The following is a 22,663-nucleotide window of genomic DNA, read 5'->3' on the forward strand; positions in this document are numbered from 1 at the left end:
CGCCGAGACTAGCACCGGGTTTTCCAATCCGCAATGAAAAAACTTGGAACTTTTTACGAAAAGCATAGTCATAGCGGAAAAATTGTGACCTGAATCCCACATTGTTTGCACGTCATGGGAAAACGTTTACAGTGATAACCGCTGGTATTATTCGGTCAGATTGGTGATTTATCACACAATAGCGGTGCCGCGCCCTATATAAAGAAGAGGAGGTCGGATCTGTGCGTTGCCACATGCCTCGACCCCGGTTGCCAGTTGCAGGTATCCTGTCCCCCTTCACCCTGTGCAACGGTCATTTCTTTCATGCTGTCTACCCGTCTCAAAACCACCATTCGCAATACCTATCGACAAATTGCCGATGGCTTACCCGGTTTTGTGCCGCGCAAGGAGCAGAATTTTCTGGTAGCCGAGATAGCCAAGACACTGACCGGGGAATATGACAAACAGCGTCGCATCCTGGTGGCCGAAGCCGGCACCGGCATCGGCAAGTCTCTCTCCTATGCCCAGGGGGCCATCCCGGTGGCACGGCTCACCCAGAAGAAGCTGGTGATCTCCACCGCCACCGTGGCGCTGCAGGAGCAGCTGATCCACAAGGACCTCCCCTTCTACCACCGCCACAGCGAGCTGCCGTTTCGCTTCATGCTGGTCAAGGGGCGCCAGCGCTACTGCTGCGAGCACCTGCTGGAACAGGCCGCAAGCGGCAGCGAGATGGCCAACTTCGAGTTCGACTTCGGCAGCCTCAGCAAGCACAAGCCGTCAGAATCCGACAAGAGCTGCTATCAGGCGCTGTGGCAGGCCTACACCGACGGCAAATGGGATGGCGATCGGGACAACTGGCCCAAACCCATCACCGATCTCTGCTGGGATCGCATCGCCGCCGACCGCCACACCTGCAACAAGGCGCTCAGTCATCATCAGCACTGCCCCTTCCACCGTGCCCGCAATGACATGGATGCGGCCGATGTGCTGGTGGTCAACCACGCTCTGCTGCTCTCCGACCTCACCATGGGGGGTGGCATCATATTGCCGCCGCCGGACGAGTGTATCTATGTGCTGGACGAGGCCCACCACCTGCCCACCATCGCCCGCGATCACGGCGCCGCCTCGGCCAGCGTCAAGGGTTCGCGCCGCTGGCTGGAGAAGCTGGCGCAGGGTGCCGGCAAGCTGGCCAGAACCCTCAACAAGGAGAGCCTGCTCGATCCCCAGCTCAAGCTGCAGGATGCGCTGGCCTCCCTGCAGCCGGATCTGAAGGCGCTGGAGCAGTGGCTCGCCGCCAACGACCGGCTGTTCAATGAGGAAAAACACTGTCGCTTCGCCGATGGCGTCTTGCCCGACCCGCTGCCGATGCTGGCGGAGAACCTCAAGGAGGCGAGCAAGAAGGCACTGCGGGCGCTGGACAGAATGCAGGGCGCCATTGGCGAGGCGTTGAAGGATGGCGAGATCCGCCGCAAGGAGGCCGAACCCCTGCTGGCGGAGAGCGGCTTCTATCTGCAGCGACTGGAGGGTTTTTGTGCCCTGTGGGAGATGTTGGGGCGCCATGTGCCCGAGGGCAAGACACCGTTGGCCCGCTGGATGGTCAAGAGCGATGACGGCGACATCTGGCTGCATGCCTCCCCCATCGAGGTCGGCTATCTGCTGGAAGAGTGGCTCTGGTCCAGGTGTCTGGGGGCCGTGCTGGTGTCAGCGACCCTGACCGCCCTCTCCTCGTTCAGCTATTTTCGCCATCAGGTGGGGCTCAAAGAGCACGACGGCACCCGCTATCTGCGGCTGCGCTCCCCCTTCGATTACCAGAAGGCCGAGCTCTATCTGCCCAAAATGGAACACGAGCCCAGCGCCCCCGCCTTCACCCAGGAGCTCATCAGCACCTTGCCCCGCCTGCTGGCAGGCAAGGAGGCGAGCCTGGTGCTGTTCTCCTCTTACCGGCAGATGAACGAGGTGGCGGTGGGGCTGCGGGCCAAGGGGCTCTCCCTGCTGGTGCAGGGCGAAGCCTCCCGCAATGCCCTGCTCACCCTGCACAAGCAAAAATGCGATGGCGGCCAGGCCAGCATCCTGTTCGGCACTGGCAGCTTCTCGGAAGGGCTGGATCTGCCCGGCCACTACCTCACCAACCTGGTGATCACCAAGTTGCCGTTCGCGGTGCCCAACTCGCCGGTGGAAGAGGCCACCGCCGAGTGGGTCGAGAAACGGGGCGGCAACCCCTTTCTGCAGCTGACGGTACCTGAGGCCTCCCGCAAGCTCATTCAGGCCTGCGGTCGTCTCATCCGCAAAGAGGCGGACAGGGGCCGGGTCACCATCCTCGACCGACGTCTATTGACCAAGCGTTATGGCAAGGGGTTGCTCGACGCGCTGCCCCCCTTCAGCCGTCGGATTGAGTAAGACAGGGGCCCATTGGCTCGGTCAGCACCCGTGCCGTGGCTCGTGTCCGCTTTAAGCAGCGGGGCCGAGAGGCAACCCAGGCGCCATAAACGCCTATTGCTGCCCTTGGGCAAACCTGTAAAAATGAGCCCCTGTTTTTCAGTGGGCACTCGCCGACTGTTCAAGGAGATGAAATGAAACTGACTGTTCTGGTGCCGGCCCTGGCTGGTCTGTTGTGGGCAGGTAGTGCCCTGGCCGATGCCCAATTGGAAGTGACCAACCCCTACGTCGTACAGCTGGTCGATGGCCAATCCATCAATCCCAAGCTGCTCGACAAGACGAGTACCTATCCTATCAAAGCTGGCAAGCACCAACTGGTTGTCGCCTTTGAAGGCAACTACTCCAGCCGCAGCGAGACCAAGCTGGTCACTGCCGAGCCGCTGGTGATCAACTTCACCGCCGCCGACAACCAGAAGCTGGTGCTGGACTACAAGAAGCCGCGCAACGAAGCTGAAGCCAAGTTGTTCGTCAAAGAGCAAAAAGTCGCACTGAAAGACAAGAGCAGCAACCAGGTCGTTGCCAGCGAGCAGTTCGTACTGCCGAAAGTCGAAGGCTTTCAGCTGACCCGTGACTATCAGCAAGAACTGATCAACATGGGCAAAGCCTTCAATCAGCCCAAAACTGTTGCCATCTCCACCGCCGCCGTCATGGCCGCCAACAGCGCCCCGGTGCAAGTGGCCCCGAGCAAGGCTCAGAGCAACCCGGAAGCCCTGACCCAGCTGCAAAACTGGTACAACAAGGCCGATGCGGAAACTCGCAAAGCCTTCCAGATCTGGGTGATCCAGCAGCAGTAATGGCGCGCGAGCACTCGTTTCGTGCGACAAGGGGAGCCTGGCTCCCCTTTTTCATATCTGCCTGTCTACCAAGGCCCTGCCGTCATGTCACTGCGCATCTTCTATCACCCCCTCTACTCCGCCCTGACCCTGCCCGCGCGTCATCGCTTCCCGCTGGCCAAGTACCAGGCGCTGTTCGAACGGCTCGGCAGCCTAGGCTATCCGCTGGCAGAAGCCGCCCCCGCCACCCCTGAGCAAATCAAACGGGTGCACGATGCCGCCTATGTGGAGGCCGCCCTCGCCGGCACCCTTGATGCAGACGCAATTCGCCAGCTCGGTTTCCCCTGGTCGCCCCTGTTGATGGAGCGCACCCTGCGCTCGGTGGGGGCCACCCTGGCCGCCAGCCGCCACGCCCTGGAGCAGGGTTGTGGCCTGCAGATTTCCGGCGGCTATCACCACGCCCACCGGGATGTTGGCAGCGGCTTTTGCCTCTTCAACGATCTGGTGATCGCCGCCCAGGTGTGCCTGGACGAAGGGCGCTGCGAGCAGGTATTGATCGTCGATCTCGATGTCCATCAAGGGGATGGCAGCGCAGCACTGTGCCAGGGGCGGCGCGACATCATCACCCTCTCCCTGCACGGGGAGCACAACTTCCCCCGCTACAAGCCCGCCTCCCACATGGATTTTCCCCTGCCAAGCGGCATGGCGGACGATGCCTATCTCACCACGCTGGCAGAGGCGCTCAACCTGGCGCTGCGGCTCTATGCCCCCGACCTCATCCTCTATCAGGCTGGGGTCGATGTGCATAAGGATGACGAGCTTGGCTATCTCGCCTTGAGCGATGAAGGGATCCGCCAGCGCGATGCCATGGTCTTTGACTGCGCACTGCGGCACGGGCTGCCCATCGCCGCCGTGCCGGGCGGCGGTTATCGGCGTGACTGGCAGCAGTTGATCCCGCTGCATATGTCCTTGTTTGAAGAGGCGAAAAAGCGCTACGGCTAGCCGTTTATCGCTTCGTCAATCTCTCCTCTCCATGAATCTCTAACTGGCAACCGTTGCAAACAACGAGGCGGCCCTGGGGCCGCCTCTTCTTTATACCGGGTACCCTATTGATACCGGGCACCCTAGCTCCGTCTTGCCCCCTTGTCGGGAAGCGGGGCTGGGATCATGCCGCCCCCGTTCAGGCGTGGGCCACCGGCGTCGGGTGTTCACCCAGCTTGCGCAGCAACATCAGCAGATAAATGCACGACACGCCGGCGATCACGATGAACAGCTGATTGTCCGAGTAATGCTGCATCAACAGCGCGGTACAGGCCGGGCCCAGCAGGCTGCCGATGGTGTAGCTCAGCAGCAGCGCCTGATTCATCGCCACCAGCTGATGGTGCTCGACCTTCTCGCAGGCCCACGCCATGGCCACCGGGTAGAGGGTGAAACCGGCGGCGCCCAGCACAAACAGCGCCGGGCCCATCGCCACACCGCCGAGCATGGCCCCGCACCCCAGGATCACCACCAGCACCTGTACCCGCAGCACCGGTAAGCGGCCGAACCGATCCGCCAGACGGCCCACCGGCCACTGCCCCAGGATACCCGCGCTCACCATCACCGCCATCCAGTAGCCAATGCCGGCATCGCTCACCCCCCGATGGTTCAGATAAAGCGGCATCAGGCCGTACAGCGACCCCAATACCATGCCGGAGATGATGCAACCATCGACCCCGAGCCGCGCCTGTCGTAGCCGCAGCATAGGCCAGACCCGGGTGCTCCCTTGTTGCTCATTGCGCTCACTGACGATGCGGGTGAACAACAGCGGCAGGATAGCCGCCAATACCAGCCCGGTCGCCCAGGGCAGTACCTCCATCAGGCCGGTCGGCAGCTTGCTGACCAGCAGTTGCCCAAGCACGGTCCCCAGGTAGTAGACCATCATGTAGGCGGCCAGCAGCCGCCCTCGATTGCGCGCGTTGCCGCTGCACATCAACGCACTCTCCACCACCACCCAGATCATGGCGCAGCCGATGCCGGCGAGGAACCGCCAGCCGAGCCAGCTCCAGAAACCAAGGGTGATACCGAGCCCGACACAACCAATGGCAAAGAGGGCGGAGGCCAAGTAGTAGCTGCGGTTGAACCCGTAGCGTTTGATCAGCACCCCCGCCAGCAGGGTGCCCAGCAGGTTGCCGCTGAAATAGGCGGAGCTGACCATCCCCACCTGCCAGGTCGGCAGATTGTCATGGGCCAGCCAGAGCGGCACTAGGGTGTTCAACACCGCGATGGCCAGCGTGAGCAGCAGTAGGCCGCAGAGCAACAACAGCACTGGCCGGGTGTAGGTGGTCATGGGTAATACCGTGAGGAGAGTCAAAATGCGAGCGAATCATGCCACCGCCAATGCCATTGTCAATCGGCGTTAATTGGCGCTGGGGATGTTTTTTTCACGCCGGCAATAAAACCTCATTTGGCACCGCTCAGCACTTGCTCGGCAGCCCGGCTCATCCCCTTGATTAACGGGTAGTTTGGCGGTCTTGCTGGGGCATGGCCGGTCGATCATCCCCATCGACCTTGCGCGGCGCTATCAACAGGGCCGCGGAGCACGCACACAAAAGCGCGCCACCTCAGTGGCCAAGCCGCCCCGTCACTGATGCTCAATCTGCCCAACAACAAAGAGGCGGCCCAGGGGCCGCCTCTTCATGAGTACCAGACACAATGCCGGTTAGCGCTGACGCTTCTTGGCGTACTTGCGACGTGCCCGTGCCTGACGCTCCTCTTCCCGCTCTGCCTTCTCCTTGGCCTTCTGTTCGGCCTCGGCCTCGGCTTCCACAATCTCGACGCTCACCATCGCCGGGGTCTCCAGCGAGATGCGACCCAACAGGCCTGAGCGGAACTCGTTGACCAGGATCTCGGACGCCTTGTGCAGATCGGCCAGGCCGCCCTTGCGCATGAAGCCGCGCTGGCGGGCGATGAGCTCCAGCAGCTCGATCTCGGTTTCCGGCAGCTCGCTCAGCTGATAGCGCGTCTGGATCCGCTCCGGGTAGGCCTTGATGAAGTAATCGGCGGCAAACATGGCGATGTCGGCATAGTCAAATACCGTGTCCTTGATGGCGGCGGTGATCGCCAAGCGGTAGCCGCAGGAGGGCGGGTTGAGCTTGGGCCACAAGAAACCCGGGGTATCGGTCAGGATGACGTTGTTGTCCAGCTTGATCCGCTGCTGGGACTTGGTCACCCCCGCCTCGTTGCCGGTGCGGGCGATGATGCGCCCGGCCAGGGTGTTGATCAGGGTGGACTTGCCCACGTTGGGAATGCCCATGATCATGGCACGCACGCCGCGCAGCTCCAGATTGCGCTCCGGCAGCATCTCGTGGCAGAGAGTCAGCAGCTGCTTGATCTTCTCCGGCTCCTGCTGGGTCAGGGGCAATGCCTTGATCCCCTTCTCCTGCTCCATGTGGGCCACCCACAGCTCGGTGATCTCGGGATCGGCGAGATCCGCCTTGTTGAGCACCTTGATCACCGGAGTATCGCCGCGCAGCTCGGGCACCAGCGGGTTTTCGCTGGAGAAGGGGATGCGGGCGTCGAGCATCTCGATGATGACATCGACCTGGGGCATGACCTCGGCAATCTCTTTGCGGGCCTTGTGCATGTGGCCGGGGAACCAGTTGATGGACATATCCGTTACTCTCATCTAGGGACTGCGGGCGCTGGCTTGCGGTGGCGCGAGCGGCGAGCGGTGGCGGACGCAGGGCGTCGCAAGGGGGCGCATTTTACCTGCACACGCCCTGATTTGACAGGCCATTCTAGCCGCCAGCCCGCAATCCGGCCAGATTCTCCCCCACCCGGCCCCCTCGCCCACCGGCGTCCCGTGCTCCGGCTGCATTAATATAAGCTATTGATACAACATAACATTCATGCAACACCTTCATCGGATTGTCATCCCGTTTCACTAAAAGTGTCATCTGCGACCTCTAGGCTGCGCTCAGGTTTTACAAGGAGCGAACCCCAATGAGAAAGATGGCAGGACTTGCATTGATGATCGGCGCCGCCCTGGCTGCCGGCTGCAACTCCAACAACGACAGCAGTGCGCCCGCCCCCGGCGCCAAGAACGTGATCTTCTTCCTCGGCGACGGCATGGGTCTCAATACCCTGACCGCCGCCCGCATCTACGGCGTCGGTGAAGAGGGCAGCCTCACCATCGATACCCTGCCGGAGACGGCCTTCATCAAGACCTTCTCCCACGACGCCCAGGTGACCGACTCGGCCCCCTCCATGTCCGCCTACATGACCGGGGTCAAGAGCAACAACGGCGTCATCAGCATGGACAGCGACGCCACCCAGGAGAGCAACTGCAGCAAGAGCGCCGGCAAGCCGGTCACCACCTTGCTGGAGCTGGCCAAGGCCGCCGGCCGCGGCACCGGCGTGGTCACCACCACCCGGGTGACTCACGCCACCCCGGCCGCCACCTATGCCCACCTCTGCAACCGGGATCTGGAAGCCGACATCGCCGCCCAGCTGGTGCCCGGCGGCGCCGGTTACAACAGCGCCCTCAAAGAGGGGGTGGACGTGGTGCTCGGCGGCGGCAGCAGCTTCTTCCTGCCGAAGGCAGACAAAGGCAAGCGCGAGGATGGCCGCAACCTCATCGATGAAATGAAGGCCAAGGGCTACCAGTTTGCCGGCAATCTGGACGAGTTGAACAAGGCCGAGGCGGGCAAGCCGCTGCTGGGGCTGTTTGGCTCAAGCCACATGAAATATGACCTGGACCGGCCCGCCAGCGAGCCTTCCCTCACCCAGATGACCCTGGCTGCCATCAAGCAGCTCAAAGACCAGAAGCAGGGCTACTTCCTGATGGTGGAAGGGGGCCGCATCGACCACGCCCTGCACGACACCAACGCCAAGCGTGCCCTGCAGGACACCCTCGCCTTCGACAACGCCATCAAGGCAACTCTCGACGAGGTGAAGAAAACCGATCCCGAGCTGAAAAACACCCTGATCGTGGTCACCGCCGACCATGACCACACGCTAGTCCTGAATGGTTATGCCAAGCGTACCGGCAAGACCACCGCCGACAACCCCGGCGTGCTCGGGCTGGTGAAGAACTACGAAACCGGTGAACCGAGCAAGGATGCCGATGGCATGCCCTACACCATCATCGGCTTTGGCAACGGCTACAACCGGGTGGACGGGCCGCGCAGCAGCGTGGCGCCGCTGGACGACGCCACCGTCTCCGCCAACGACTATCACCAGGAGGTGGTGGTCAAGGTGGGCGAAATCGGCAACGAGACCCACGGCGGCACCGACGTCTTCCTCGGCGCCATCGGCCAGGGAGCGGATAGCTTCCACGGCTCACTCGACAACACCGCCGTGTTCGGCAAGGTCAAGGCTGCGGCCGGGCTGTAAGGAGCATTCCCATGAAAAGAGCCATCAACCAATCCATGAAGCAGAACCTGCATAAAACCCTGGTCAGTACGGCCCTGCTGGCCGCCCTCGGCGGCGCGGCCCAGGCACAGGCAGCCGACGCCAAGAACGTCATCCTGTTCATCGGCGACGGCATGGGCCCCACCGTGCTCACCGCCACCCGCCTCTACAAGGTGGGAGAAGAGGGCAATCTGGAGATGATGAAACTGGCCCGCAGCGCCCGCATCAAGACCTTCTCCAACGATGCCCAGACCACCGACTCGGCCCCCTCCATGGCGGCCTACACCACCGGGGTCAAGATGAACAACGAGGTGATCGCCATGAGCAGCGACACCAAAGCCGTCGCCCCCGGCAAGGACGCCAACGGCAACAAGGGCGTCAACAACTGCGCCAGCGACAACGGCAAGCCGGTACCCACCCTTCTCGAGCTGGCCAAGGCGGCGGGCAAGTCGGTGGGGGCCGTCACCACCACCGAGCTGACCCATGCCACCCCGGCCGCCACCTACTCCCACATCTGCCACCGCGATGCCGCCTACGCCATCGCCGCGCAGGCGGTACCGGGCGGTGCCGGCTTCAACCAGGCGCTGGGGGACGGGGTCGACGTGCTGATGGGGGGGGGCGCCAACCACTGGACACCCTACAACAGCACCAGCAACAAGGGCGGCCGCGCCGACGGGCGGGATCTCACCGCCGAGCTGACCGCCCAGGGCTATCGCTACGTCACTACCAAAGATGATCTGGCTGGCGTCAACTCGGGCAAGGTGCTTGGCCTGTTCAGTGCCAAGTCCCACCTCGACTACGAGCTGGATCGCGTCGCCAAGGGGCCGGCCAATACCCAGCCGTCGCTCTCCGAGATGACCGCCAAGGCGATCGATCTGCTCAGCCAGAACAGCCAGGGTTACTTCCTGATGGTGGAAGGGGGCCGGATCGACCACGCCCTGCACGGCACCAATGCCAAGCGCTCGCTCACCGACGCGGTGGCGCTGGACGACGCGGTCAAGACGGCGCTCGGCAAGGTGGACTTGGAAGATACCCTGATCGTGGTCACCGCCGACCATGACCACACCATGACCATCAACGGCTACTCCGCCAAGGGCAACAAGGTGCTGGATCTGGTGAAAAATGGCGATGGCTCGACCCAGAACGACGTGGATGGCAAGCCGTTTACCACCCTGGTGTTCGGCAACGGCCCCAACCGCCCCGACGTGCGCCCCACCCTCACCAGCGATCAGGTGATGGCGGACGACTACCTGCAGGAGACCGGGGTCAAGCTCGGCTCCGAGACCCACGGCGGCGGCGATGTGATGCTGTTCGCGGACGGCGCCGGCAGCAGCCGCTTCAAGGGCACGCTGGATAACACCAAGGTGTTCGGCAAGCTGAAGGAGGCGCTCGGCCTGTAAACGGCAGGGCCCGGCAGGGTGCCGGGCCCTGCTCATTCGAGCGATCCCCTATGATGCGACTGTTACTTCCATTGTGGCTGCTCGCCAGCAGCCTCGCTTTTCCCCTCCTGGCCGATGAAGTCCCCGATCTGGCCGCCCGCATCCGCTATCAGGACAGGGTCACCAGCAGCGACGGCATCAGCAAGGAGAGCCAGTGGCAGGAGAAGTGGCTGCGGGTTGGCGATCAGGTGTGGAGCCAGCGGCTCATCCCGCTGCCCCTTGCCCGCGCCTATCACGCCACCCATGATGCCACCCCGGGTCACAAGCACTTTACCCACCAGATGGCGGCGCGCTGGGTGACCCGCGACCAGCAGGGTATGCTGCAACTGCGCTACGCCGACAGCTGGCACAACCAGCTGGTGGAGGTGCCGGAAGAGGAGTACGGCCAGGTGGCCTTCAAGCCGGATTGGGAGCGGATCCACCACCTCATCAACCCGGCCCTGTTGCAAGAGATGACCCCCCTCGACGAGGCGGCCCCCGAACAGGCGCGCTGGTATGAAAAACGCGAGGGCAGGCAGCGCACCCGCATCCTCTGGTCCAACCGCTGGCAGCTGCCGCTGGTGGTGGAGTCGGCGAGCCTCGACGGTTATCGCAGCTACCGGATGGAGGTGACCCTCAAGCCCCTGCCAAAGAGCCTGCCCTGGCAGCAGCTGGAAGGCTACCAGACCCTGGATCTGCGGGATTTCTTCGACTGACGGGACGCCCCGAATGGGGTGAGCTGATTTGTGCTGACGGGATGTTACACTCTGTGTACTCATCCCGGATCCGGCCTGCCATGCGTACTTCCCCGCTCTTGCTGCTTTGCGCCCTGCTCTTCCCCGCCGCCCAGGCTAAGGCCGTGGTGGTGATCGCCGCCGAAATCCCCCCCTATGTCATTCGCTCCTATCAGGGCGCCCCGAGCGGCATGGCCATCGAGGTGCTGGAGGAGGCGGCCCGCCGCCTCAAGGAGCCGCTGACCATCGAGCTGATGCCACTGGCCCGCGCCCTCAGCCAGACCCGCCATCGCCAGGACGTGCTGCTGGTGCCGCCGGTGCGCAGCCCCCAACGCGAGCCGCAGTTCCTGTGGATTGCACCGCTGCTGGACGAGGCCTTCGTGCTGGTCAGCCATCGCCACTACCACCCGGCCCCCATCACCAGCAAAGAGCTGCCCGGCCTCACCATCGGCGTGATGCGCGGCTCCTATGGCCAAAGCCTGCTGCAGCCCTACCCGCAAGTGAAACAGGCGCTGGTGGCCGAGGAGATCCACAACGCCAGCAAGCTGGCGCTGGGCCGCATCCAGGGCTGGGCGGTGGCCTGGAACAGCGCCCGCTACAACCAGCAGCAGGCCGGCCTGCCGCTGGCGGATCTGGTGCGTGGCGACACCCTACAGCGGGCTTCGCTCTATCTGGCCGCCAGCCCTCGTTTCCCGGCCGCCGAGGCGACCCGCTGGCGCAAGATCATCACCGCCATGCGCGACGATGGCAGCCTGGCGCGCATCATCAAGCAGTACGATTACCAGGCCCCCTGACAAGCTTGTCAGGATAATTGCCAAAGCAGTCCAGAATGGTTATGGTATCCCCATGAAAGCGCTCATTATTTTATCAAGCCAGCTCACACCCCGTTGAGCCCCCGCCCTCGCCTCCGACAGCGAGTCGTTCGGGGGCATCGCATTCCCGATCTGTTTTTTTCGTATCGCACACTCTTTTTCGACCAGCTTGCCCGTCATCCTGGTCCTTTAACCCATTGATAAGGAATATCTTATGAAACAACCTCATCTCGTGATCTCCAGCCTGGATCTCGACCGCATCGAGCAGCTGCTCGGCAACCATCCCCAGCACCTTGCCCTGCAGGAGGAGCTGGATCGCGCCGAGATGCGCGAGCCGGCCGACATGCCGCCGGACGTGGTCACCATGAACAGCACGGTGCGCTTCAAGATGCCGAGCAGCGGCAACGAGTTCTGCCTGACCCTGGTCTACCCCAAGGACGTGCAGGGTGACGAGTCGAAAATCTCCGTGCTGGCTCCGGTCGGCAGCGCCCTGCTCGGCCTGAAGGTAGGCGACAGCATCGCCTGGCCCGGCCCGGCCGGTCGCACCATCGAGGTAGAGATCCTGGAAGTGGTCTATCAGCCGGAGCGTGCCGGCGAGCTGCACCGCTAATCCTCCCGGGTACGTGCCAAGCCGCTGGCGCAGGCCTGCGCACGTGCCCGCCCCTGATCCCGATCAAGCTTTGCCACAGAAGCGCCGCCGATCCCGCTCACATGCCCTGCTTTCTCTTGAGCCCGGACGAGGCGGCAGGTATCTTGTTGGCCGCGCCAGCACCCTGGCCGCAGATTTCAGGCTGACATCATGATAAAGATTGCCCTCATAGACGATCACCAGATCGTCCGCTCCGGCTTTGCCCAACTGCTCAATCTCGAACCCGACCTGCGGGTGGTGGCCGAATTCGGCTCCGCCGCCGAGGCGCTGGCGGGACTGCCCGGCAGCGGCGTGCAGCTGTGCGTGTGCGACATCTCCATGCCGGACCAGTCCGGGCTGGATCTGCTCAAGCGCCTCCCTTCCGGCCTCGCCGTGGTGATGCTGTCGGTGCACGACAGCCCGGCGTTGATCGAGCAGGCGCTGCAGGCCGGCGCCAAGGGGTTTCTCTCCAAACGCTGCAGCCCGGATGAGCTGATCGCCGCGGTGCGCACCGCCGCCCACGGTGGCTGCTACCTCACCCCGGACATCGCCCACAAGCTGGCCTGCAACAGCCAGGATCCGCTCACCAACCGGGAGCGGGAGGTGGCCCAGCTGCTGGCGCGAGGACTGGAGGTGAAGGCCATCGCCGAGCAGCTCGGCCTCTCCCCCAAGACGGTGCACGTGCACCGCGCCAACCTGATGGACAAACTCAAGGTCAGCAACAACGTGGAGCTGGCCCACCGCATGCTGGACAGCTGGTGATCCCCCGTCTTGCCAGCTATGTCGCCATCTCGCTGGCGGCCTGCTTCATCTTTGCCGCCGGCTGGTTCTGCCTGTGGAGCATCGGCCTGCACCTGGCGGGCTCACCCATGCTGGCGGCTCTGCTGTTCCCCTTCGGCCTGCGTCTGGGGCTGCTGCTGCAAAGCCCGATCTCCTACTGGCCGCCGCTGCTGCTGTGCGAATCCCTGCTGCTCTACTGGCTCAACCAGGAGGTGGGGCTGCCGCTGTGGCCGCTCATTCAGGCGGGCAGCCTGCTCACCCTGCTGCCGCTGCTGATCGCCCGCCGCCAGCCGGTGCGCAACGACTGGCAGCAACTGCTGGTGCTGCTGGCCACCGTCACGGTGGCGGCGGGACTGCAATCCCTGCTCTGGCATCTGGCCGGCGAGGATGGCCTCACCGCGCTGCTGCTCACCCTCACCGGCGGGCTGACGCTGACCTCCACCTGCATGCTGATCTGGCACTACCTCACCCGCGCCACCTGGGTGCCGCTCGGGCCGACCCTGGTGGATCAGCCGGTGGACTGGCGTTTTCGCCATCTGGTCTGGTATCTGCTGCTGTTCGTGCTGAGCCTCTGGCTGCAACTCGGCCTGCCGGACTCGCTGGTGCGCTTCACCCCGTTTTGCCTGGCCATCCCCATCATGGCCATGGCCTGGCGCTACGGCTGGCAGGGGGCCCTGCTCGCCACCCTGATGAACACGGTGGCGCTGATGGCCGGCCAGGCCTGGCACGATCATCCGCTCGACCTGCTGCTCTCCCTGTTGGCCCAGAGCCTCACCGGCCTGCTGCTCGGCGCCGGCATCCAGCGCCAGCGCGAGCTCAACCAGGCGCTGACCCGCCAGCTCGCCCACAATCGCCAACTCACCGAGCGGTTGCTGGAGACCGAAGAGAGCATCCGCAAGGAGGTGGCGCGCGAGCTGCACGACGACATCGGCCAGACCATCACCGCCATCCGCACCCAGGCCGGCATAGTGCGCCGCCTCGCCCCGGACAATGCCGGGGTCGGCCAGAGCAGCGCCCTCATCGAGACGCTGTCGCTGGGCATCTACGACGCGGTGCGCGGCCTGCTCGGCCGGCTGCGCCCCCGCCAGCTCGACGACATGAGCCTGGAGCAGGCAGTACGCGGCCTGCTGCGGGAGCTGGAGCTGGAGCGCCGCGGCATCGTCACCCGGCTTGAATGGCAGCTGGCGGATGCCGGCCTCTCCGATGCCCAGCGGGTCACCCTGTTTCGGGTCTGTCAGGAGGGGCTCAACAACGTGGTGAAACACGCCAATGCCAGCTCGGTCACCATCCGGGCCCACCGCCAGGGTGAGCGACTGACTCTGCTGCTGGAAGACGACGGCTGCGGCCTGCCCGAACACCGCACGCCCCAAGGCTATGGCCTGCTCGGCATTCGCGAGCGGGTGCAGGCGCTGGGAGGCGCATTGCAGCTTTCTTGCGTGCACGGTACCCAGCTGACCGTGACCCTGCCCGGCCGCAAACGAGAGGAGAGTCATGAGTAACACCCAGTCGCAGGGGAGAACCGCCTGATGCTCAGCTTCATGAGAAGCGCACCGCCCCAGCCCCTCATCCGCGATCAGGCCGAGATCGACGCCTGTTATCGCCACTGGCGGCTGCACATCTTGCTGACCATGTATCTGGGTTACGCGGTGTTCTACTTCACCCGCAAGAGCTTCAACTTCGCCATGCCGGACATGCTGGCCAGCGGCATGCTGAACAAGGCCGACATCGGCATGCTGTGGACCCTGTTCTACATCACCTACGGCTGCTCCAAGTTTTTCTCAGGCATCATCAGCGACCGCGCCAACCCGCGCTACTTCATGGGCCTCGGGCTGATGGCGACCGGAGTCATCAACATACTGTTCGGGCTCTCGTCGTCGCTGTGGCTGTTCGCCGCCCTCTGGGTGGCCAACGCCTTCTTCCAGGGCTGGGGCTGGCCTCCCTGCTCCAAGCTGCTCACCAGCTGGTACTCGCGCAGCGAGCGCGGCTTCTGGTGGTCGGCCTGGAACACGGCCCACAACGTGGGCGGCGCGCTCATTCCCCTCATCGTCAGCACCCTCGCCCTGCAGCACGGCTGGCGCTACGGCATGATAGTGCCCGGCCTTATCGCCATCCTGGCGGGGTTGTTCCTCTGCTGGCGGCTACGCGATACCCCGGCCGCCATGGGACTGCCCACGGTGGGCGAGTGGCGCAACGATGCCATGGAGCTGGCCCAGCAGACTCAGGATGCCGGCCTCTCCCATCGCCAGATCCTGCGCAAATACGTGCTCGGCAACCCCTATATCTGGCTGCTGGCCTGCTGCTACGTGCTGGTCTACGTGGTGCGCACCGCCATCAATGACTGGGGCAATCTCTACATGACCGAGCAGCGCGGCTTCAACCTGATGAGCGCCAACTCAGCCATCTCCATGTTCGAGGTGGGGGGGTTTATCGGTGCCCTGGTGGCGGGCTGGGGATCGGACAAGCTGTTCAACGGCAACCGCGGGCCGATGAACCTCATCTTCGCGGTGGGCATATTGCTGGCGGTGGGATCGCTCTGGCTGATGCCCTTCTTCAGCTATGTGATGCAGGCAGCCTGTTTCTTCACCATCGGTTTCTTCGTGTTCGGCCCCCAGATGCTGATCGGCATGGCGGCGGCCGAGTGCTCCCACAAGAATTCGGCGGGGGCCGCCACCGGCTTCGTCGGCCTGTTTGCCTACATGGGGGCGGCGCTCTCTGGTTATCCGCTGGCCAGGGTGCTGGAGATCTGGCACTGGCAGGGCTTCTTCGTGGTGATCTCGGTGGCCGCCGGCGTCTCCGCCCTGCTGCTGCTCCCCTTCCTCAAGGCGCAGGCACCGCGCCCCCGCGACGCCGGTTGACCGGCTAGGCTTGCGCCAGCCGGCAGACCCGGTTTTTGCCCTCCCGCTTGGCCTGATAGAGGGCGCGATCCGCCTGGCTGAACAGGGTGTCGAAATGCCAGCTGTGCTGGCAGCGCACCAGCCCCATGCTGACGGTGATGCCGATCCCTTGCATGTCCTGCGCCGCCAGAGAGCGGATGATCTGCTCGCAGCGCTGCTGCTGCGCCGCTTCATCTTCCTGCGGCAACAGCAACACGAACTCCTCGCCGCCAAAGCGACTGGCCACCAGCTCTTGCTGAGCGCCGAGATAGGCCCCCACCGCGGCCAGCACCCTATCCCCCATCTCATGACCATGGCGATCGTTGATCTGCTTGAAGTCATCGAGATCCAGCACCGCCAGGGCGCCGAACTCGGTCATCCGGCGCCGGGCCATCAGCTCCATGAAGCCGCGTCGATTGAGCAGGCCGGTGAGCGGATCGTGGCTCGCCTGCTGGCGCAGGGCCAGTGCCCGGTACTGGGTACAGAGCAGCAACACCCCGAAGGTGGAGAGGTAGCTGCCCATCAGCATGGAGAGGAAGGGCAGCACGTTGACACCGCTCTGATCCATCAAGACTCTGGCATCCCCCTGCAGCAGAAATGCCATGCGCAGCAGATTGAAGCCATAGAGCAGGATGTTGACCACGGTGAACACCAGTACGGCGGGCAGATAGGCGGGATAGCCGTGCCGCCAGATGAGAAAGACGATCACCGCCCCCAGCACCATGTAGCTCAGGCAGGCCAGCAGCACCCGGGGAGCCATCTGATCGTTGAAGGCAATGCTCCAGCTCAGGATCAGCACATAGATCAGCATGAACCAGCCGCTGGCAGACCAGCTGAGGGGCTGGCCGAAGAAACGCTGCAGCGCCAGCGGCATCAGGGCGATGCAGACGGTGATGAGCAGATTGGCCAGCCAGATCCCCGCCAGACTCGGCATGAAGGCCTGCAGGGTAAAAAGGCTCTGGGCCGCCAGTGCGAACAGACTGGACCACCACCAGTATCCGAGTCCGGGGATCTCCCTGTGGGTCGACCAGATGATGGAGAGGGTGATGAAGCCGAGGCTGTAGCCACCCAGCGCCATGATCATCAGGGTGAATACATCCAGCTTGAGCAGTATTGAGGCGTCCATACCAGTGCCACTAAACGAAGGTAACTGAGTATATTGGAAGCGCAAAACAAGACCCAGCGGTGTCTGACTAAATCCTCAATTAAAAACCATTTGGTGGGCAGCAATCGCACTCACTAAATTCATTCGAATCTGTTTTTTGGCACTTGGCGGCCAGGTGAGCAACAATTGACACTGCTGATGGCGGGCTGGCCTGTAACAAAATGTGCTGAATACATTTTTGGCTTGAACCCGCCTCATTAGATAGATATGTTGTTTTCGTGTGATTTTATGAGTGTCGCCACGGGGAAAAAGCACCACTAACCTATTGAGTCATCTGGCACAATCGGAATTTGGTACATTTTTCACTCAGCTCGCGGCAAATAGAATCTCATATGGGGCTTTTGCCTCAATCAAGACAATAATCCTGTCTTGCCCTGTTGCCGGATGCAGCAGTCTCTTGTGCCACGGAGTCGCACGGGATCAGGTTCAAGGCCGAACACACTTTTGACAGAGACGTCACTTATGATCAAAAAACTCATTCTTTCTACCCTGCTGCTGTGCGGGCTGGCCAACGCGGCGCCCACTTCCACCCTGGATGCCGTGCTGGAGCGCGGTGTGCTGCGGGTCGGTTTCGACGCCGGCTATCAACCCTTCGAAATGACCAACAAGCAGGGCCAATACATCGGCTTTGACGTGGATCTGGCCAAGATGGTCGCCAAGGAGATGGGCGTGAAGGTCGAGTTCGTCAACACCGCCTGGGATGGCATCATTCCGGCCCTTTTGACCGACAAGTTCGACGTCATCATGGGCGGCATGACCGTCACCCCCCAGCGCAACCTGCGCGTCAACTTTGCCGACCCCTATATCGTGGTCGGGCAGACCATTGTCCTGCGCAAGGACAAGGCCGGCGAGATCAAATCCTTCACCGACCTCAACGACCCCAAGTACAAGATCGCGGTCAAGCTCGGCACCACCGGCGAGCAGGCTGTCAAGCGTCTGATCCCGAAAGCCACCCTGCTGCAGTTTGAAACCCAGGATGACGCCAAGCTGGAAGTGATCAACGGCAAGGTCGACGCCTTCGTCTACGACCTGCCCTACAACGCCATCTTCGCCACCCAGAACAAGGGCGCCGTGGTACACCTCGACAAGCCGTTCACCTTCGAACCGCTGGCCTGGGCCATCCGCAAGGGCGACCAGGACACCCTCAACTGGTTCAACAACTACCTGCGCCAAATCAAGGGCGACGGCAGCTACGACCGCCTCTACCAGAAGTGGTTCGAGTCCACCGCCTGGCTGAACCAGCTCAAGTAACCTCGCAAGGGGCGGCCCGCCGCCCCTTCACGCAGACCCCCACACAATAACTACAACGAGGTTGCGACAGTGCACAACCCAACAAGACAGATGGAAAAACAACCCAATCAACTGCTCTGGCACGGGATCTTCCTGCTGATCGTGCTGGCCGCCATCTTTGGCATCTACAAGGCCGTGCAATCGGTGGATTACACCTGGCGCTGGGAGCGGATCCCCCAGTACATCGCCTATCAGGCGGAACAGAAAAACTACGCCGAATTTGACGGTACCGTGGTCGCCGGCACCACCGAGACCGACAAGGGCAAGCTGTTTTTGCAAAACGACCTCGATCCCAACCAACGCCAAGCCATCGCAACCAGCGGCGGCCAGGTAGCGGAAGGGGACACCGTCTTTCGCGGCGACACCCTCGACACCCAGCTGAGCTGGACTGCCGGCCCCATCGCCTGGGGCGTCTGGGTCACGGTCAAACTCTCGCTGGTGGCGGGCATCTTCGCCATCCTGCTCGGCACCCTGGCCGGTCTGGCCAGACTCTCCCCCAACCCCGCCTTGCGCAACCTGGCGGTTACCTACGTGGAGCTCATCCGTGGCACCCCGCTGCTGGTGCAGATCTTCATCGTCTACTTCTTCATCGGCACCGTGCTGAACCTCGACCGATTCACTGCCGGGGTGGCGGCACTGGCGGTCTTTACCGGCGCCTACGTGGCGGAAATCGTCCGTGCCGGTATCAGCTCCATCCACAAGGGGCAGATGGAAGCGGGCAGAAGCCTCGGCATGACCTCGGCCCAGACCATGCGCTACGTCATCCTGCCGCAGGCCTTCAAGCGGGTGCTGCCGCCGCTGGCAGGCCAGTTCATCAACCTTATCAAGGACTCCTCGCTGGTCTCTGTCATCTCCATCACCGATCTCACCAAGGCGGGGCGCGAGGTGGTGAGCTCCACCTTCAGTCCGTTCGAGGTGTGGTTCACCGTGGCCCTGCTCTATCTGGTGCTGACTGGCACTCTCTCCTTCCTGGTGCGTCGTCTGGAGGTGAAATATGCGCGCAGCAACTGATCCCATTATCAAGGCCAGCGGCGTGGAGAAGTTCTACGGCACCGAGGTGCACGCCCTCAAGAACGTCAGTACCCAGGTCGCCGAGGGGGAAGTGGTGGTGATCGTCGGCCCCAGCGGTTCCGGCAAGTCCACCTTCCTGCGCACCCTCAACCAGCTGGAGACCATCAACGACGGCAATATCGTGGTAGATGGCATCAGCCTGACCGAACCCGGTGACGTCAACAAATTGCGGGAAGAGGTAGGCATGGTGTTCCAGTCTTTCAACCTCTTCCCCCATCTGAACGTGCTGGACAACATCTGCCTCGCCCCGCAGAAGGTACGCGGGCTGTCGCGTCGCGATGCCGAGGACAGAGCCAAAGCCCTGCTGCTCAAAGTCGGTCTGTCGGCCAAGGCCGAGAGCTACCCCTCCCAGCTCTCCGGCGGCCAGCAGCAGCGGGTGGCCATCGCCCGGGCGCTCGCCATGCAGCCGCGCATCATGCTGTTTGACGAGCCCACCAGTGCGCTCGACCCCGAGATGGTGGGCGAGGTGCTGGACGTGATGAAGGGACTGGCCCGCGAGGGGATGACCATGGTGGTGGTTACCCACGAGATGGGCTTTGCCCGTGAGGTGGCAGATCGCGTGCTCTTCATGGAGAGCGGCGAGCTGCTGGTAGACGAGAAGCCGACGGACTTTTTCGACAATCCCCCCTCCCCGCGCCTGCGCCAGTTCCTGAGCCAGGTGCTGTAATAGCGCCAGAGGTATAAACAGAAGAGGGAGCCCATGGCTCCCTCTTCTGTTTATACCTCTGGCGACCATATCTATTTTGTCGCTTTGCGTTTTGCTTCATCCAGCATGGCTTGCAGTGCCGGCATGTTGCGCTCGGCCAGAGATTGGCCCACCAGCGAACTCTCCTGAAAGATGGCCGGCATGGTATCCAGAGATTTCTTCCCGACCGGGCTCTGATAAAAGGCGATCAGTTGCTTGAGCTCAGCCTCGGTGAAATGCTTGCGGTAGATAGCGGCCACTTCGGTACTCATGGCCCCCCAAGAGAGGTAACGGCTCACCCAGGCCTCCAGTACATCGCAGTGCTGGGCCAACTCCTGTGCATGTTCACCGGCGCCCCGGATGATCAGCGGGATCATCTGGGCCTGCAGCTGCTCCGCCTGCTGTTCACTGTTGAGCAGGTTGACCAGTTCCTGAGCGGGATCGGCCCACACACTGCCACTCCACACCAGAGCGATGACAACCCCTCTTTTCACCCACTGCATAACCACCTCACTAATCATATAAAAACAACAGGTTACATTGATTTATCAAACAGACCAGTCGCCAGATGGTGGGGATGCGCGCAAGGTCTGTGATGGTCACCCGGATCTGTGCCGGGGACTCCCTGTGGTGCTGTCTTTCCCGCCGCCGTCACCGGTGACCCACCAAAAACAGCAGAGGGACTCTCAGTCCCTCTGCTATTGGCCGAAACCCTGTCTTTATCGGCTGAATCTGACTGGCTCCCTTATCAGTTCAGCGCGGGGACTTTCCCAGATAACGCTCCACTATGGTTCGGATCCCGTCCCGCTTCTTGAGCTCGTAGAGCCGCTTGTCGAACTGCTCGGCAAAGTCCTCCTTGAAGTCGAATTCTCCCTTGCGGCTGTAGCCGAGAAACCCCTGCTCCTTGCTGAGCACCGGCCCCTGCTTGAGCTGGGACATGTCGGCCACCGCCAGCTGGTTGCCCTTGATCATGTTGAGCAGCTCATAGAGCAGGGAGAGGCGGTCGTTGACGGTACAGTCCACCCGGCCGCGCACTATCTTGAGCAGGTTCTCCCGGTTGCTCTTCACCTCCTCCAACCCGATCTTCTGCTGCTGGACCGCCTGCCAGAAGGGGGCACCACCTATGGTGAAACCGGCATTCATGCCAAAGCGCAGCCCGTAGTAGTCGGCCGGGAACTGCGCCTGCGGGGTATTGACCGCCACCCCGGCACCGCACATCACCACCAGCTCCTCGTCGAGCAGGGGTTGGGAGTAGGGCCACATCCAGGGGCGACTGTCAGGCTGATAGTAGGGTGGGAAGATGGCAAAAGCGCTGCCCTGTTCCACCATGCTGAGACCCCGCCGCCAGGGCATGGCCTTGAGCACCACCTCGTACTCATCCATGGAGGCCGTCACGCTGCGCACTATGTCGGCATAGATCCCCTTCACCTCCTCCCCCTCCTGCCAGGAGTAAGGCGGATAGTTGGCATCGGCCAGGATCTCGACCCGGGTCTTGGCCTGCGCCAGCAGGCAGACTCCCATCAACAAACAACACCACAGCCGCATCATCTGCCACTCCAGAGGTAGAAAACCTCATCAAGCATAGTCACTGCGCCATGGCTCAGAGGGCCATCACGCCCTTTCATGGCAATGCGTTTGCGGACTCCCGCCGCCAGCGTCAGATGGCGATGGCCATCGGGTGAAAATTGTTAATGAAAGATTAAATTCATCCTTTATGCTGGAGAGCAATTGCTCTGACTGGATACCCGACATGGATGTGCAACTGATCCTGCTCTACCTCTCGCCGCTCTTTCTGGCCTTCATCGGCTGGGAGATGCTCTACCTGCGCAAGCATGGCGCCGCCTATCCCACCGCCGGCTACCAGTGGAAGGATCTCTTCGCCAACGCCACCCTGGCACTGATGCATCAAGGGGGGGACGCGCTGACGGCCATCGCCATCGCCTACCTCTACGACGCCCTCTGGGGCTGGCGGCTGCTGGATATCGATCTCAACCTCTGGAGCCTGTTGCTGCTCTTTTTGTTGCAGGATCTCTGCTACTGGCTGTTCCACTTCGCCAGCCACCATGTGCGCTGGTTGTGGGCCTCTCACGTGGTGCACCACAGCTCGGAGCGGCTCAACCTCTCCACCGCCTTTCGCCAGAGCCTGATGTATCCGGTCTCCGGCATGTGGCTGTTCTGGATCCCGATGATCCTCATCGGCTTCCCGCCCGAGGCGGTGGTGGCCACCGTGCTGCTCAGCCTGGGTTTTCAGTTCTTCGTCCACACCCAGGTGGTGGGCAAGCTCGGCAGGCTCGAGTGGGTTTTCAACACTCCCTCCCACCACAGGGTGCACCACGCCAGCAACGCCAAATACATAGACCGCAACTTCGCCGGCGTGCTCATTATCTGGGACCGGCTGTTTGGCACCTTCGTGGAAGAAGATCTAGCCGAGCCGTGTCGCTTCGGCATCACCAAGCCCATCCACAGCTTCAACCCCCTCACCCTCACCTTCCACGAGTGGCGCGACATGCTGCAAGAGGCCCGCGGCCTCCCCTGGCGGCAAAAGCTCGCGGTGCTGTTTGGCAAACCGGCCGGCCCCGCCAGCCGCTAAGTCCTTGCCGCCGCTAAAAAGTGCACGTCGCAGAC

General features: G+C 62.6%; 20 protein-coding genes. 15 read left to right on the plus strand and 5 right to left on the minus strand.

The features are described 5' to 3' along the window. Window positions 1–303 precede the first annotated feature (303 nt). The 3 genes from dinG to AHA_RS14095 all read left to right on the plus strand — a co-directional run bounded on the left by dinG (window position 304) and on the right by AHA_RS14095 (window position 4,190). Window positions 304–2,376, plus strand: a complete 2,073-nt coding sequence (dinG, locus tag AHA_RS14085; protein WP_164927687.1) for an ATP-dependent DNA helicase DinG — start codon at window positions 304–306, stop codon at window positions 2,374–2,376. Window positions 2,377–2,549: 173 nt separating this feature from the next. After that, the gene (locus AHA_RS14090; RefSeq protein WP_011706592.1) at window positions 2,550–3,209 is read left to right on the plus strand and encodes a YccT family protein; all 660 of its coding nucleotides are present in this window, start codon (window positions 2,550–2,552) and stop codon (window positions 3,207–3,209) included. Between the two features lie 84 nt (window positions 3,210–3,293). Next, window positions 3,294–4,190 carry a histone deacetylase family protein gene (locus AHA_RS14095; protein ID WP_164927688.1) on the plus strand — a complete coding sequence of 299 codons (897 nt, stop codon included), beginning with the start codon at window positions 3,294–3,296 and terminating at the stop codon, window positions 4,188–4,190. 178 nt (window positions 4,191–4,368) lie between these two features. On the opposite strand, the gene AHA_RS14100 is transcribed toward AHA_RS14095, so the two are convergent. Both AHA_RS14100 and ylqF read right to left on the minus strand, forming a co-directional pair. After that, window positions 4,369–5,517 carry an MFS transporter gene (locus AHA_RS14100; RefSeq protein WP_011706594.1) on the minus strand — a complete coding sequence of 383 codons (1,149 nt, stop codon included), beginning with the start codon at window positions 5,515–5,517 and terminating at the stop codon, window positions 4,369–4,371. A 372-nt stretch (window positions 5,518–5,889) separates the two neighbouring features. Further along, window positions 5,890–6,840 (minus strand): ribosome biogenesis GTPase YlqF, encoded by a 951-nt coding sequence (gene ylqF, locus AHA_RS14105; protein ID WP_011706595.1) that lies wholly within the window; start codon window positions 6,838–6,840, stop codon window positions 5,890–5,892. 332 nt (window positions 6,841–7,172) lie between these two features. On the opposite strand from ylqF, the gene AHA_RS14110 reads away from it, so the two are divergent. The 8 genes from AHA_RS14110 (at window position 7,173) to uhpC (ending at window position 15,809) form a co-directional block, all read left to right on the plus strand. Beyond that, entirely contained in the window at window positions 7,173–8,564 is a 1,392-nt protein-coding gene (locus AHA_RS14110) for an alkaline phosphatase (protein ID WP_011706596.1), read from the plus strand. A gap of 11 nt (window positions 8,565–8,575) precedes the next feature. After that, window positions 8,576–9,982 carry an alkaline phosphatase gene (locus AHA_RS14115; RefSeq protein ID WP_011706597.1) on the plus strand — a complete coding sequence of 469 codons (1,407 nt, stop codon included), beginning with the start codon at window positions 8,576–8,578 and terminating at the stop codon, window positions 9,980–9,982. A gap of 50 nt (window positions 9,983–10,032) precedes the next feature. Next, window positions 10,033–10,716 (plus strand): hypothetical protein, encoded by a 684-nt coding sequence (locus tag AHA_RS14120; RefSeq protein ID WP_011706598.1) that lies wholly within the window; start codon window positions 10,033–10,035, stop codon window positions 10,714–10,716. 80 nt (window positions 10,717–10,796) lie between these two features. Further along, window positions 10,797–11,528, plus strand: coding sequence for a substrate-binding periplasmic protein (locus AHA_RS14125; protein WP_237701901.1), 732 nt, complete (start codon window positions 10,797–10,799; stop codon window positions 11,526–11,528). Between the two features lie 232 nt (window positions 11,529–11,760). Further along, window positions 11,761–12,156, plus strand: coding sequence for a nucleoside diphosphate kinase regulator (gene rnk, locus AHA_RS14130; RefSeq protein WP_011706600.1), 396 nt, complete (start codon window positions 11,761–11,763; stop codon window positions 12,154–12,156). Between the two features lie 189 nt (window positions 12,157–12,345). Further along, a complete protein-coding gene (gene uhpA / locus AHA_RS14135; protein WP_011706601.1) occupies window positions 12,346–12,936 on the plus strand; it encodes a transcriptional regulator UhpA in 591 nt (196 codons plus the stop codon). Then, the gene (gene uhpB / locus AHA_RS14140; protein WP_011706602.1) at window positions 12,933–14,453 is read left to right on the plus strand and encodes a signal transduction histidine-protein kinase/phosphatase UhpB; all 1,521 of its coding nucleotides are present in this window, start codon (window positions 12,933–12,935) and stop codon (window positions 14,451–14,453) included. The genes uhpA and uhpB overlap by 4 nt, the downstream gene beginning before the upstream one ends. 27 nt (window positions 14,454–14,480) lie before the next feature. Further along, the gene (uhpC, locus tag AHA_RS14145) at window positions 14,481–15,809 is read left to right on the plus strand and encodes an MFS transporter (protein ID WP_011706603.1); all 1,329 of its coding nucleotides are present in this window, start codon (window positions 14,481–14,483) and stop codon (window positions 15,807–15,809) included. Between the two features lie 4 nt (window positions 15,810–15,813). On the opposite strand, the gene AHA_RS14150 is transcribed toward uhpC, so the two are convergent. Further along, entirely contained in the window at window positions 15,814–16,953 is a 1,140-nt protein-coding gene (locus tag AHA_RS14150; protein WP_011706604.1) for a GGDEF domain-containing protein, read from the minus strand. A 501-nt stretch (window positions 16,954–17,454) separates the two neighbouring features. Between AHA_RS14150 and AHA_RS14155 the strand changes: the two genes are divergently transcribed. The 3 genes from AHA_RS14155 (at window position 17,455) to AHA_RS14165 (ending at window position 20,020) form a co-directional block, all read left to right on the plus strand. Further along, window positions 17,455–18,243 (plus strand): transporter substrate-binding domain-containing protein, encoded by a 789-nt coding sequence (locus tag AHA_RS14155; RefSeq protein ID WP_016351298.1) that lies wholly within the window; start codon window positions 17,455–17,457, stop codon window positions 18,241–18,243. A gap of 90 nt (window positions 18,244–18,333) precedes the next feature. Further along, complete coding sequence (locus AHA_RS14160; RefSeq protein WP_042067304.1) at window positions 18,334–19,293, plus strand: amino acid ABC transporter permease; 960 nt, start codon at window positions 18,334–18,336, stop codon at window positions 19,291–19,293. Then, window positions 19,277–20,020 carry an amino acid ABC transporter ATP-binding protein gene (locus tag AHA_RS14165; RefSeq protein ID WP_011706607.1) on the plus strand — a complete coding sequence of 248 codons (744 nt, stop codon included), beginning with the start codon at window positions 19,277–19,279 and terminating at the stop codon, window positions 20,018–20,020. The genes AHA_RS14160 and AHA_RS14165 overlap by 17 nt, the downstream gene beginning before the upstream one ends. Window positions 20,021–20,091: 71 nt before the next feature. Here the strand turns inward: AHA_RS14165 and AHA_RS14170 are convergent, their stop codons facing one another. Then, window positions 20,092–20,541 (minus strand): DUF2059 domain-containing protein, encoded by a 450-nt coding sequence (locus AHA_RS14170; protein WP_011706608.1) that lies wholly within the window; start codon window positions 20,539–20,541, stop codon window positions 20,092–20,094. Window positions 20,542–20,791: 250 nt separating this feature from the next. Next, window positions 20,792–21,559 (minus strand): substrate-binding periplasmic protein, encoded by a 768-nt coding sequence (locus tag AHA_RS14175; RefSeq protein WP_011706609.1) that lies wholly within the window; start codon window positions 21,557–21,559, stop codon window positions 20,792–20,794. Between the two features lie 229 nt (window positions 21,560–21,788). On the opposite strand from AHA_RS14175, the gene AHA_RS14180 reads away from it, so the two are divergent. After that, entirely contained in the window at window positions 21,789–22,628 is an 840-nt protein-coding gene (locus tag AHA_RS14180) for a sterol desaturase family protein (protein ID WP_164927690.1), read from the plus strand. Window positions 22,629–22,663 lie beyond the last annotated feature (35 nt).

It is taken from the genome of Aeromonas hydrophila subsp. hydrophila ATCC 7966 (genome assembly GCF_000014805.1).
In the GTDB taxonomy this organism is placed as follows: domain Bacteria; phylum Pseudomonadota; class Gammaproteobacteria; order Enterobacterales; family Aeromonadaceae; genus Aeromonas; species Aeromonas hydrophila.

Excerpts from the sequence above, each read along its gene's own strand:
- AHA_RS14090 (WP_011706592.1), top strand. The coding sequence starts at position 2,550 with ATGAAACTGACTGTTCTGGTGCCGGCCCTGGCTGGTCTGTTGTGGGCA.
- AHA_RS14160 (WP_042067304.1), top strand. The coding sequence starts at position 18,334 with ATGGAAAAACAACCCAATCAACTGCTCTGGCACGGGATCTTCCTGCTG.
- AHA_RS14180 (WP_164927690.1), top strand. The coding sequence starts at position 21,789 with ATGGATGTGCAACTGATCCTGCTCTACCTCTCGCCGCTCTTTCTGGCC.
- AHA_RS14150 (WP_011706604.1), bottom strand. The coding sequence starts at position 16,953 with ATGGACGCCTCAATACTGCTCAAGCTGGATGTATTCACCCTGATGATC.
- AHA_RS14095 (WP_164927688.1), top strand. The coding sequence starts at position 3,294 with ATGTCACTGCGCATCTTCTATCACCCCCTCTACTCCGCCCTGACCCTG.
- AHA_RS14120 (WP_011706598.1), top strand. The coding sequence starts at position 10,033 with ATGATGCGACTGTTACTTCCATTGTGGCTGCTCGCCAGCAGCCTCGCT.
- AHA_RS14175 (WP_011706609.1), bottom strand. The coding sequence starts at position 21,559 with ATGGGAGTCTGCCTGCTGGCGCAGGCCAAGACCCGGGTCGAGATCCTG.
- rnk (WP_011706600.1), top strand. The coding sequence starts at position 11,761 with ATGAAACAACCTCATCTCGTGATCTCCAGCCTGGATCTCGACCGCATC.
- AHA_RS14125 (WP_237701901.1), top strand. The coding sequence starts at position 10,797 with ATGCGTACTTCCCCGCTCTTGCTGCTTTGCGCCCTGCTCTTCCCCGCC.
- dinG (WP_164927687.1), top strand. The coding sequence starts at position 304 with ATGCTGTCTACCCGTCTCAAAACCACCATTCGCAATACCTATCGACAA.
- AHA_RS14170 (WP_011706608.1), bottom strand. The coding sequence starts at position 20,541 with ATGCAGTGGGTGAAAAGAGGGGTTGTCATCGCTCTGGTGTGGAGTGGC.
- uhpC (WP_011706603.1), top strand. The coding sequence starts at position 14,481 with ATGCTCAGCTTCATGAGAAGCGCACCGCCCCAGCCCCTCATCCGCGAT.
- AHA_RS14165 (WP_011706607.1), top strand. The coding sequence starts at position 19,277 with ATGCGCGCAGCAACTGATCCCATTATCAAGGCCAGCGGCGTGGAGAAG.
- AHA_RS14115 (WP_011706597.1), top strand. The coding sequence starts at position 8,576 with ATGAAAAGAGCCATCAACCAATCCATGAAGCAGAACCTGCATAAAACC.
- ylqF (WP_011706595.1), bottom strand. The coding sequence starts at position 6,840 with ATGTCCATCAACTGGTTCCCCGGCCACATGCACAAGGCCCGCAAAGAG.
- AHA_RS14155 (WP_016351298.1), top strand. The coding sequence starts at position 17,455 with ATGATCAAAAAACTCATTCTTTCTACCCTGCTGCTGTGCGGGCTGGCC.
- AHA_RS14110 (WP_011706596.1), top strand. The coding sequence starts at position 7,173 with ATGAGAAAGATGGCAGGACTTGCATTGATGATCGGCGCCGCCCTGGCT.
- uhpA (WP_011706601.1), top strand. The coding sequence starts at position 12,346 with ATGATAAAGATTGCCCTCATAGACGATCACCAGATCGTCCGCTCCGGC.
- AHA_RS14100 (WP_011706594.1), bottom strand. The coding sequence starts at position 5,517 with ATGACCACCTACACCCGGCCAGTGCTGTTGTTGCTCTGCGGCCTACTG.